Raw genomic sequence first — 10,910 nt, forward strand, 5'->3', positions numbered from 1 at the left:
CCCGCGGCTCGGGGCCGCGGGCGGACGGGCGAGGCGTCAGGCGGAAGCGGGGGCGGCCCGCCGGACCCCTTCGGCCACCTTGGCGGCGACCTCGGGAGTCGTCAGGGCCCCGGGCGGGTCCACCAGCCCGGCGACCCGCATGAACGCGGCCGTGAGCGACCCGTCGACGGTCGCGGCGGTGTGCAGGTCGGCCATGAAGCGACCGGTGCGCTCCCACTCCGCCGTCCGCTCCCCCGCAACCTCCGGGTAGCCGAGGTCGGAGCCGGCGGACAACTGCCACGGAACCTCGATCACCCCGGCCAGGTCGCGGAAGTACGCCAGGGCGTCGACCGGCCCCCGCGCCACGTGCTCGCGCAGGACGAGCGCCTCCAACGCGGCGACCGTCATGCCCTGGCCGTACACCGGGTTGAAACTGCACGCCGCGTCCCCCAGCACGACGAGCCCGGCGGGGAACCGCGTGAGGGCGTCGTACCGGCGCCGGACGCTGGCGGGGAACCGGAACACCGCGCCGTCGCAGACCGGTTCCGCCCGCTCGACCACCTCCCGGACGTCCGGCACCGCCAGGGTGCCGGTCCACGCGAGGAACGCCTCCAGCTCCACCGGCGCGCTGTCACCGGTCACACCGGTGAGCGACACGATCACCCGGTCGTCCTCGATGAGGGAGAGGAAGGCACCCCGCCGGTGGCTCGGGGAGGAGACGGGGTTGATCGACATGTCCCCCCGCAGCACCGAGGGGTCGTCGAGCCGGAACAGTCTGCTGGTGTAGGTCAGGTCCACCCCGATCCGTTGCTCCTCGGGTCGTCCGTAGCCCAGCTCCTCCAGCCACACCGGCGTGCGGGAGCCGCGACCGGTGGCGTCCACCACGAGGTCCGCGGTGAGCCGGCGCTCCGCCCCTCCCGCAGGGTGGACACGGACCCCGGTGACCGTCCCGCCGTCCTCGTCCACCGTCAGGCCCGCGATGTCGTGACCCTCCAGGAAGGTGACGTTGTCGAGCGCGGCGACCCGGGCGCGGACCCGGCTCTCCAGCAGTGGCCGGGTGGCGGAGACGCAGGTCAGGCCCGTGGCCTCGGGCGACAGCCGTCGTCCGTTGAAGAACCACCGCAGTTCGCCCAGATCGGCGGTGGGTATGCCTGCCTCGACGGCCTCCTTCGTGAAGCCGGGGAACAGCTCTTCCAGCACCTGCTGGCCACGCGCCAGCAGCCCGTGGACGTGCTGTCCCTGCGGTACCCCCTTCCGGGGCCCGGTGCCACCCGCGACCACGTCGCGTTCGACGAGCACCACCTCACGGGCCGTCTCCGCCAGGACGCGCGCGGCGAGCAGGCCGGCCATCCCACCGCCCAGCACAACGGCGGTCTCGACATCTCTTTCTGACATAGCGCATCCTCCAGGTGGGATCGCGACTCACGCCGCGTGACGTGGACTGTTCTGGTACGAGGCGAGCTGCCATTCGGTCCCCGGCCGGACGACCACCCAGGTGGCGTGGACGGCACGCTCCCGGGCCGGCTCGGTCTCGCCCGGCGCGAGGATGCCGCCGCGGGTGACCAGCAGCCCGGAGACCGAGGTGGAGAACCGCATGTCGATCGGCGAGCCGACGACCCGCGTCCCCCGGTACGGGCCCTCGAATGCCTCGGCGAGAAAGGACCGGACGGCGTCCCGCCCCTTCAGGAAGACCCCGGGCAGGATCATCGTCCCCGCCTCGGTGAAGAGGCGGGCGAAGGCGTCGGCGTCGTGCTCCGCCCACGCCGTCATCACCTTCTTCGGCAACTCGGCCACCGCCAGGCGGTCCCGCTCGGAGACGTCCAGGGCGACGGCGCGCTCCGGGTGCTGCTGACTCATTAGATGCTCCTCTGTCGTTGCTCGGAAGACCTCTGACGACGGGGCGCGGACGCCGGTGTCCGACGGATGGCCCGGGACGGGGGTCAGACGTAGGGCGTCCCGGGTTCCAGCCCGCACAGCACCCGCCCGTACAGCTCGGTGTTGACGTCGGGGTTCATCAGCGCGTGCAGCCCGACGGCCCGCACGTCGGCGGCGATCCGCTGCGCCGGGACCGCGCGCCGCACGGAGGAGCCGCCCGATGCCTCCGCCGCGGTGGTGGCCGCTTCCCGTGCCCGCCTCACCGCCGCGCCGAGGTCGGCGCGGGCGCGGGCGCGCTCGGCGGCGCTCCACTCCTCACCGGCCAGGTTCTTGTCGTCCACCTGGTCCGCGAGGCGCTCCGCGTGGAAGGCCGCCTCGTCGCACGCCAGCGCGACCTCGGCCAGCTGACGGTGGGTGAGCGGTGCGTCCGACTGCCGGTCGTAGTGGGTGTAGGTCAGCGGCCTGCCAGGCAACCGCTCCAGGAAGGCGTCGCGCGCGGCTCGCGCGAGTCCCACCGCGACGCCCACCGAGGAGGCCGCGGCGACCGGCAGCAGCGGCGCGCGGTAGGCCGCGAGGCCCTGGGTGGCCGCGGAGGCGGCACGCGACGCCAGGACCTCCGGGAGCGGCAGCACCCGCTCGGCCGGCACGAAGACGTCCTCCGCGACAGTGGTGGGACTGCCCGTGCCCCGCAGCCCGTGGGCGTCCCAGTCGTCGAGGATCCGGAGCTCGCTCATCGGGACCAGGGCCACGACGGGGAGCGGCGGCCGGTCGTCGCCGAGGACGACGGCGATGATCTGCTGCCACGTGGCGTGGGGAGCGCCGCTGACGAAGCCCCACTCACCGCTCACGCGGATACCGCCCGGCACCGTGCGCGCCTGCGCCGAGGGGCTGAGCGTGCCGCACAGTCGCACCCCGGGGTCGGCGAACACCTCGTCCTGGACGACGTCGGGGAACATGCACGCCATGTGGGTGGGGATCCAGCTGACGGCGGCCGTCCAGCCCACCGACCCGTCGATGCGGGCGAGTTCGGCCGCGACGGCGACCATGGTGCGCGCGTCCGCCTCGTACCCGCCGTACCGGCCCGGCAGGCGGAGCCGGAAGATCCCCGCCTCGGTCAGCGCCTCGACCGCCGCGTCGGGCAGCCGGTCGTCACGGAGGGTCTCCTCCCTGCTCTCCAGGAGCCGCGGCGCGAGTGCGGCTGCGCGCTCCACGAGCTGCTCGCGCGTGAGTGTGTCGTCGGTGGGCATCGGGTGGACCTCCTGTGGGCGGCTGCGGCCTTCGGACAGCCCAGAGCTGACACCGGACCACCCCCCGTGCGCACCTCCCGGATTGCGCTCCCGGGCTCCCCGGTCGAACACGGAGCCAGGGGGCGCGGGCAGCGCAATCCGGAAGAACCACCGGCGGGCCGCGGCTGCCACGATGCGGGGATGACCGATGTGGGCGCCCCCACCGCCGGGGCAGAATCCGAGCCGTCCCGTACCCGCCCGCTGAACGGTGAGGAGTACCTGGAGACGCTGCGCGACGGCCGGGAGGTCTTCCTCTACGGCGAGCGGACCGAGGACGTGACGCGGCATCCTGCGTTCGCCAACCCGGCGCGGATGACGGCGCGGCTCTACGACGCGCTCCACTCGCCCGAGCACCGGGAGGTGCTGACCACCGAGGTCGACTCGGGTGGCGCCGGCTACACCCACCGCTTCTTCACCACGCCCCGCAGCACCGAGGACCTGGTGGCGCACCAGCGGGCGATCGCCGCCTGGTCCCGGATGAGCTACGGCTGGATGGGCCGCAGCCCGGACTACAAGGCGGCGTTTCTCGGCACGCTGGGGGCCAACGCGGACTTCTACGCGCCGTTCGCGGACAACGCCAGGCGCTGGTACCGCCGTTCGCAGGAGCAGGTGCTGTACTGGAACCATGCGATCGTCCACCCGCCGGTGGACCGGCAGCTCCCGCCGGACCAGGTGTCCGACGTCTTCGTCCATGTCGAGAAGGAGACGGACGCGGGCCTCGTGGTGAGTGGTGCCAAGGTGGTGGCGACCGCCGCGGCGCTGACCCACCACAACTTCATCGCCCACTACGGGCTGCCCGTCAAGAAACGGGAGTTCGCGCTCGTCGCGGCGATCCCGACGGCGGCCCGGGGGGTCAAGCTGATCTGCCGCCCCTCGTACACGGCGACCGCCGCGGCCGTCGGGACACCGTTCGACTACCCCCTCTCCTCCCGCTTCGACGAGAACGACACGGTTCTCGTCCTCGACCGGGTGCTGGTGCCCTGGGAGGACGTCTTCGTCTACGGGGACGTCGCCAAGGTGCAGATGTTCGCGGGTCACTCCGGCTTCGTCGAGCGGTTCACCTTCCACGGTTGCACCCGCCTGGCGGTGAAGCTGGAGTTCATCGCCGGTCTGCTCGCCAAGGCGCTGGAGATCACCGGGGTCCACGACTTCCGCGGCGTGCAGAGCAGGCTCGGCGAGGTCCTCGCCTGGCGGAACCTCTTCTGGTCGCTGTCCGACTCCGCGGCACGCAACCCGACGCCCTGGCACAACGGTTCGGTGCTGCCGCAGCTCCAGTCCGGCCTGGCCTACCGCTGGTTCATGCAGGTCGGGTACGCGCGGGTGCGGGAGATCGTGCTCCAGGACGTGGCCAGCGGGCTGGTCTACCTGAACTCCAGTACCCGGGACTTCGCCAACCCGGAGATCCGCCCCTACCTCGACACCTACCTCCGGGGTTCCGGCGGGGCGGACGCGGTGTCCCGGTCCAAGGTCCTCAAGCTGCTGTGGGACGCGGTGGGCACCGAGTTCGGGGGCCGCCACGAGCTGTACGAACGCAACTACGGCGGCAACCACGAGGCGACCCGGACGGAGATCCTCGCCTCGCAGAGCGCGCTCGGCATGGTCGACGACTACAAGGCGTTCGCCGAGCAGTGCCTGGCCGAGTACGACCTCGACGGCTGGACGGTGCCGGACCTCACGGACTTCGGCGGCCCCCACCCGTTCCCGCCGCCGGTCTGACCGCCGGGCCGCCGGCGGCGCGGCCCCTTCGGCGTCCGGAGGCGGGGCGGCCGGCCCGGCCCGGCGGTCAGCGGCCGGGCCGGACCAGCTCGGTGAGGAACGGTGCCACGACGCCCCCGACCACCTTGCAGTCCAGCAGCAGCGTTCCCCGGCAGCCGCGCTCCCGCCACCGGTCGACCGCCGCCAGGGCCGCGGGGGAACGCACCGTCACCGCCTCGGCGCCGAGGGAGCGTGCGACGCCGGCGAAGTCGGTGTCGGCGAACCGGACCGTGGCCGGGTCGGCCCCGCGCCGGACGTACATGTGGTCCTCGAAGCCGTAGGCGGCGTCGTCGTAGACCACCACGAGCGCCGACGCGCCGCTGCGCACGAGCGTGTCCAGCTCGGGTAGTCCCATCAACGCCCCGCCGTCCCCTGTCGCGAGCACGACCGTCCGCTCCGGACGGGCCGCGGCGGCACCGACTGCTCCGGCCAGTCCGAGCCCGACGCACTGGAACGCCGCGCCGGTGAAGACCAGCCCCTGCGGGTCGGTGGCGGACCAGTACTGCGCGGGCCAGGCGATGAAGTGCCCGCCGTCCCAGACGACGGTCCGGTTCGGCGTCAGCATCGGTGCCAGCTCGCGGGTGAGGGTCCGCGGGTCGACCCTGCCACCGCCGGTGCGATCGGTGTACGACTCGGCGTGCCAGCCGCCCGCCAGCGCGCGGCGGCGCGTCCGGCCGATCCGCTCCCGCCACCCGCCCGCACCGGCCCGGAGGGGGCCGAGCAGTCCGTCCACCGCGCGAACCGTCTCCGCGACGTCCGCCCGGACGACCAGGTCGGCGCGCGGTGCGGGAGCGGGGGCCGTGCCGCCGGTCAGCGCCACCTGCACGACGGTGGCGTCGCGGCCGAGCGCCCGGCCGCCGTGCAGCGTGAAGCGGTCGAGCGAGGCACCGAAGGCGACCACGACGTCCGCCTCCGCCGTCAGCCGTGCGGCGGCCGGGGACGAGAATCCGCCGCACACCCCGACCGACCACGGGTTCCCGGCGAAGGTACCCGCGCCCATCACGGTGGTCGCCAGCACCGCCCCGAGCCGCTCGCCCAGGCGCTCCAGCGCCGGGCCGGCCCCCGCGCGCCACGCGCCGAGTCCCGCCAGCAGCAGCGGGCGGGACGCCGAGGCCAGCAGTCCCGTCAGCCGGGCCGCCTCGGCGGGGGTCGGCCGCACCGTGACGGGGTCGTGCACCACGGCCGTGCGCCTGTGCGCGACGGTCGCCACCGTCGCCTGTCCCGCGACGCCGGCGGGGATCAGGATTGCCACCGGGCGGCGTTCGGCGGTTGCCGTGGCGACCGCATCGGTGGCCGCGTCCGATGCGTCGCCCGCGCCCACCAGGACCACCTCCACCCCCAGCGACTCCAGCAGCGCGCGTTGATCGACGTCGTGGTGCTGCCGTCCCTCGGACGCCGCGTCGCCCGACACCAGCACCAGGCCGGAGCCGTGCCGCACGGCCTCGGCCAGCGGGGTGAGCGCGTTGGTCAGCCCCGCGCCGTGCGAGGTGGTGCAGACCGCCACCCGGTCCGAAGCCCGGTGGTAGGCGTCCGCCATGGCGACGGCGCCCGCCTCGTGCCTGGCCGCCGTGTACCGCAGCCCCGCGGCGGTCATCGCGGCCACCGCCTCGACGTTGCCGCCGCCGACGACGCCGAAGGCGTCCGCGACCCCCGCCCGCGCCAGGGACCGGGCGACCGCCGCCGCTACCGTGGTCACGTGGCGGCCCTCACTCCGCCACCAGGATCGTCTCGCCGACCGTCCCGTCGATGCGGTGGACGTCCACGACCTTCCAGCCCGCCTCGGGGAGGACGGACTCCCATTCCGCGAGGGTCGGCAGGTAGGTCCCCATGAGGTCGTGGCCGAGCTCGAAGCCCAGGGTGAAGACCGGGAGCCGGTCGTCGGGGTGGTCCGTGCGGGTGGCGTCGCCGAGCAGCAGCCGCCGCGCGGCGGGGAAGACGGCGCGGAGGCGGCGCAGTGTCGCGACGGCCCCGGCCCTTCCGTCGTCCTGCCAGAAGTCGTGGCCCATCATGAAGCAGGTCAGCAGCTCCACCGCGGCGTACCCCGGCGCGGGTTCCAGCCGCAGCACGTCCCCGGTGACGAACTCCGCCCGCTCGGCGAGCCCCTCGGCGGTCGCCTCGGCGCGGGCCACGCGCAGCGGCGGCTCCGCGATGTCGATCCCGATCCCGGTCGCCCCGGGGTGGCGCCGGAGCACCTCGCGCAGCCTGGCGCCGCTCCCGCAGCCCAGGTCGGCGACACCGGTCGGCGCGAAGTCCACCTCGTCGAGGGCCCTGCGGAAGGCCGGGGCGTAGGTGACCTCGTCGATCTCCCGGCAGGCGTAGGCCACCGCCGCCGCGTCCCTGCGGTAGAAGTCGCCGGTCCGGGCGGCGACCGGGAGCACGGCGGGTATGTCCCGGAACAGCTCGCCGCTGCCGCGGGTCAGCCAGTGGAAGAAGGACTTGGTCCGGAATGCCTCGTCGAACGCCTCGCCTGGGGTGACCTCCGTCCCCTCGCGCCTGACCAGGCCGACGGCGGACAGCGCCCGGAAGAGCCCGGTGACCGACGGCCCGTCCAGCCCGTTCCGTGCGGCGAACTCCGCGGTGTCCAGGCGCCGGTGCCGGTGCATCTCGTCCAGGGCCCCGACCTCCCAGGCGGCGGCGAGCGCCCACGCGGCCACCGCCGAGTTGTAGACGGCGGCCACCGCGCGTTCCGGGCCACCCCTGCGTTCCACGTCCACGACCCGCACCCCATCCAGCTGGTCCACCGGGCCGGCGCCCGCTTGCCGTTCATGGTCGGCGGGCGCCGGGAGGGCGTCATCTCCCAGGCTGCTCGGTGACCGACCCCGGTGGCCTTCCGGGCGTGGCCGCGCCGCGCACGACATCGCTCGCCCTCGACGACGAAGAGGGCACGCCCGGAGATGTCAGCGGCCCCGCCCAGCCCCATCCTGTGAAAAACCTTTCGAACAAAGGAAATTGGCATGGGGAAGACCGCCACCGACTCCCCGGCGGAGCCACGGAGGATCGGGCGTCTCGACGGTGTCCGCGCCATGTGCGCCCTCGGAGTCGCGGCCGTGCACACCTCGTTCACCGCGGGGGTCATGGGCGCCTACGACGTCGAACCGGGGAACGAGACGCTCGCGGTCCTGCTGGCCGGGCTGCGCCCCATCGCGCTGGGGCCGTTCTTCGTGCTGTCGGGGATGCTCCTCTACCGCCAGTTCGCCCGGTGGACGCTCTACGGCGCACCGCCACCGCATCTGGGAGCCTTCTTCGCCAAGCGGGTCGCGCGGCTCTGGCCCGCCTACGCCCTGCTGGCACTGGTCTGCGTCTTCCTGCTGAACTACCGTGCCGTGGACGGCCCGTGGTATGTGATCCGGCCGCTGGTGATGCTCCAGGTGTACGACTACACGTGGATCGCCGGCATGGACCCGGCCTGGACCGTGCCGGCGGAGATGCAGTACTACCTCGCCCTGCCGCTGCTCGCCTGGTTGATGCACCGGATGGCCCGCAACGTCGACGACCTCGGCGCCAAGGTGCGCCGCATGCTCGTCCCGCCGCTGGTGGTCACCGCCGCGGCTGCCTGGTGGACCTACTACATCCACCGGCCCGAGATGGGTGTGTACCCCGAGCAGTACTGGTGGCCCTTCGCGGTGGGCGGCGCCTTCGTCCTCGGGATGATGCTGGCCGTCCTCCTGGTGGCCGCCGAGAACGGCCGCGAGCACTTCCTGTACCGGGTGGCGCGCGATCACCCGCTGCTGGTGTGCAGCGGCGCGCTCCTCGTGTACGCCGTCAACTGCACGCAGCCCTTCGGCCGCCCCGGCTACGGCGACTACGAGAGCACGGGGCTGGCGGTGACGCAGTACTTCCTGCTGCTCCTCTTCTCCTACCTGACGGTCATGCCGCTCGCCATACCCGAGGCGCGATCACGGGCGCTGGACGCGATATTCGCCAATCCGGTCGCCAGATACCTCGGGCGCATCTCGTACGGAATTTACCTGTGGCACTTCGCGGTGATGTACTTCTGGTTCCGCACGGGAAGCGTGTTCGGAACGGAACCGGCCGAGATGAATATCCTGCGCGGCACCATCAAGTTCCCCGAGCTCATGACCGCGGTCCTCGTCGGGAGCATTCTGGTGGCATCGCTGAGTTACTACCTGCTGGAAAGGCCCATCAACAACGCCACCCAGCGCTGGGCAAGGAACAGGACAGCACGGGCCGAGCTGCGCGGGACGCCGGTCGAGGGCGAGGAGCGGCCGACCGCCGGACTGCCGCGCTGAGCCACGGGACAGCGCAGCCCTGGTCGGCGCGTCGACGCCGACCGGGGCTGCTTCGGCGCCATTCGGCGGATACTCCCCTCCGGGGACCTGGGCCAAACCAGCAAGACCCGCACACGCCGACATGACCGCTCGAAGACGCAAACCCGCAGCGCCGCCCCGGCACGACAGAATCGCCGAATTCACGGAACGAAACCGCCCCGACGTGTCCCGATAAGCACTCTCGACAACCGGAACGATCTTTCACTACTGTCGCCAGCGGCTTCCGTCCCCCTGCGGAAGTACACGCATCGAAACCCAACAGGAGAGGGATGCTGAGCGTTGGCGACACTCCGGCTGAGAACGGCCCGCCCCGCCGGGCTCCCCACCACCCCCGCGGCACCCGGTCCGGCGTACGCTTCACGGACTGGCGGCGAACCGGGAGCGACACCTACCGAGTCTCCGTGGTCTGGTCGCGCGGCCATCCGTTCTCGCCCGCTCCGGGCGGAACACACGACCCCATGTTGCTCGTCGAGACCCTCGGGCAGTGTGCCGGTGTGCTGTCGCGGACCGTCTACCGGGCCCCCGCCGACCACCTGTTGTCACTGACGCGCGTCCAGTACCGCGTCAACCCGCACGCCCTGCTGCGTGTCTCGGCGGAGACCGAGGTCGAACTGCACCTCCACTGCTCGGACCTCCGCTTCCACCGGTCGCGTCCGGTGGCCATGACGCTGTGCGCGGAGGCGGTCAGGGACGGCGAGCTCCTGGCGCTCGCCACGCTGGAGGCGGAGGAACTCCCGCCCCGGCCGTACCGGGCGCCGTCCAGGGCGTCCACCGGCTCGGTCCCCCTCTACGGCGCGAGGCCCTCGGCGGCGTCCGGCCCGGGCTCGGCCGTCGGCTCGCTGCTCGTCCCCACCGCCGAGCCCCACCGCTGGCAGTTCCGCGTCTCCCCCGCCCATCCGTACGTCGCTCCGCAGGCCACGCACGTACCGAGGATGGTGTTGCTGGAGGCGCTCCGGCAGGCCGCGACCGCGGCGGCGCCGCTCGGCCGCGGGCAGTCACTGATGACGTCGCTGGACGCCTCGTTCACGCGCCTCACCGCGCTCGACGAACCCTGCTGGATCGAGGCCGATCCCGAACCGGACCTGCCGTCCCTGACGGTGCGCGCCATCCAACGGGGCGCGAGCTGCCTGGCGGGCGTCGCCGAGACGACCGCTCAGCGGCAAACGTCCCGGGCCCGGGCGCCCGCCGCCCGCCGCTGAGCGGTCGTGCGGGGCGGGGTCGCCCGGCCCGGGACGTTTGCCGCGCCGCCATCGGGTAACCCGAGACGTCACCCGCGGCCCGGCCTCCCCTCCCCCCGGCGGCCCGGGACGCGGTCCGATCGCCCCAGATGGAGAGGAGCCCGGAGCATGACCGACGACACCCTTCCCGTACCGGACTGGGACCAGCAGCCCGCGGGGTCCCTGCTCCACCGCATCCGAAGCCTGGACAGCGAGCAGCTGACCACGCTGGAGCGCCACGAGGAGACCCACGCCGACCGCCCCGCCGTTCGCCAGATGCTCGCGTCCCGGTTGGCGGAGCTGCGCGCCGGCGCGGAGCCGACCCCGGGTGGTGAGGGCGAACCGGTGGACGCCGCCTCCCCCGGCAGCCACGGTTCACCGGCCTCGCCGGCCACCGCGGCCGAGCCGCACCACCACCCGCCGCACGGCCACCCGCGCCAGCCGGGGCAGGGGTACCGGCAGGGCCCCGGCACCTGACCGGCCCGGCCGCCGGTCGGCAGCCCCACCAC

General features: G+C 73.5%; 9 protein-coding genes. 4 read left to right on the plus strand and 5 right to left on the minus strand.

The genetic code is table 11. The features are described from left to right. Window positions 1-36: 36 nt before the first annotated feature. The 3 genes from HCJ92_RS18415 to HCJ92_RS18425 form a co-directional block, all read right to left on the minus strand. Window positions 37-1,374, minus strand: a complete 1,338-nt coding sequence (locus HCJ92_RS18415; protein ID WP_167934720.1) for an FAD-dependent oxidoreductase — start codon at window positions 1,372-1,374, stop codon at window positions 37-39. Window positions 1,375-1,401: 27 nt separating this feature from the next. Next, on the minus strand, window positions 1,402-1,836 hold the full coding sequence (locus HCJ92_RS18420; RefSeq protein ID WP_167934721.1) for an SgcJ/EcaC family oxidoreductase: 435 nt from the start codon (window positions 1,834-1,836) through the stop codon (window positions 1,402-1,404). A gap of 83 nt (window positions 1,837-1,919) precedes the next feature. Continuing rightward, on the minus strand, window positions 1,920-3,101 hold the full coding sequence (locus tag HCJ92_RS18425) for an acyl-CoA dehydrogenase family protein (protein ID WP_167934722.1): 1,182 nt from the start codon (window positions 3,099-3,101) through the stop codon (window positions 1,920-1,922). Between the two features lie 180 nt (window positions 3,102-3,281). Between HCJ92_RS18425 and HCJ92_RS18430 the strand changes: the two genes are divergently transcribed. Further along, entirely contained in the window at window positions 3,282-4,856 is a 1,575-nt protein-coding gene (locus HCJ92_RS18430; RefSeq protein WP_167934723.1) for a 4-hydroxyphenylacetate 3-hydroxylase N-terminal domain-containing protein, read from the plus strand. A gap of 67 nt (window positions 4,857-4,923) precedes the next feature. Here HCJ92_RS18430 and HCJ92_RS25655 read toward each other — a convergent pair whose 3' ends face one another. Both HCJ92_RS25655 and HCJ92_RS18440 read right to left on the minus strand, forming a co-directional pair. Then, a complete protein-coding gene (locus HCJ92_RS25655; protein WP_167934724.1) occupies window positions 4,924-6,591 on the minus strand; it encodes a thiamine pyrophosphate-binding protein in 1,668 nt (555 codons plus the stop codon). 10 nt (window positions 6,592-6,601) lie between these two features. Next, entirely contained in the window at window positions 6,602-7,636 is a 1,035-nt protein-coding gene (locus HCJ92_RS18440; protein ID WP_338054245.1) for a class I SAM-dependent methyltransferase, read from the minus strand. A 213-nt stretch (window positions 7,637-7,849) separates the two neighbouring features. Here HCJ92_RS18440 and HCJ92_RS18445 point away from each other — a divergent pair, with 213 nt between their 5' ends. The 3 genes from HCJ92_RS18445 (at window position 7,850) to HCJ92_RS18455 (ending at window position 10,878) form a co-directional block, all read left to right on the plus strand. Beyond that, window positions 7,850-9,145 carry an acyltransferase family protein gene (locus tag HCJ92_RS18445; protein ID WP_167934725.1) on the plus strand — a complete coding sequence of 432 codons (1,296 nt, stop codon included), beginning with the start codon at window positions 7,850-7,852 and terminating at the stop codon, window positions 9,143-9,145. A 308-nt stretch (window positions 9,146-9,453) separates the two neighbouring features. Further along, entirely contained in the window at window positions 9,454-10,383 is a 930-nt protein-coding gene (locus HCJ92_RS18450) for an AfsA-related hotdog domain-containing protein (RefSeq protein WP_167934726.1), read from the plus strand. A gap of 147 nt (window positions 10,384-10,530) precedes the next feature. Continuing rightward, window positions 10,531-10,878, plus strand: coding sequence for a DUF8129 domain-containing protein (locus HCJ92_RS18455; protein ID WP_167934727.1), 348 nt, complete (start codon window positions 10,531-10,533; stop codon window positions 10,876-10,878). The last annotated feature ends 32 nt before the right edge of the window (window positions 10,879-10,910 follow it).

Source organism: Streptomyces spiramenti, assembly GCF_012034385.1.
GTDB lineage: Bacteria > Actinomycetota > Actinomycetes > Streptomycetales > Streptomycetaceae > Streptomyces > Streptomyces spiramenti.

What these genes read in the sequence shown, in the direction of transcription:
- HCJ92_RS18415 (WP_167934720.1), bottom strand. Translation starts at nt 1,374, where the DNA reads ATGTCAGAAAGAGATGTCGAGACCGCCGTTGTGCTGGGCGGTGGGATG.
- HCJ92_RS18420 (WP_167934721.1), bottom strand. Translation starts at nt 1,836, where the DNA reads ATGAGTCAGCAGCACCCGGAGCGCGCCGTCGCCCTGGACGTCTCCGAG.
- HCJ92_RS18425 (WP_167934722.1), bottom strand. Translation starts at nt 3,101, where the DNA reads ATGCCCACCGACGACACACTCACGCGCGAGCAGCTCGTGGAGCGCGCA.
- HCJ92_RS18430 (WP_167934723.1), top strand. Translation starts at nt 3,282, where the DNA reads ATGACCGATGTGGGCGCCCCCACCGCCGGGGCAGAATCCGAGCCGTCC.
- HCJ92_RS18445 (WP_167934725.1), top strand. Translation starts at nt 7,850, where the DNA reads ATGGGGAAGACCGCCACCGACTCCCCGGCGGAGCCACGGAGGATCGGG.
- HCJ92_RS18450 (WP_167934726.1), top strand. Translation starts at nt 9,454, where the DNA reads ATGCTGAGCGTTGGCGACACTCCGGCTGAGAACGGCCCGCCCCGCCGG.
- HCJ92_RS18455 (WP_167934727.1), top strand. Translation starts at nt 10,531, where the DNA reads ATGACCGACGACACCCTTCCCGTACCGGACTGGGACCAGCAGCCCGCG.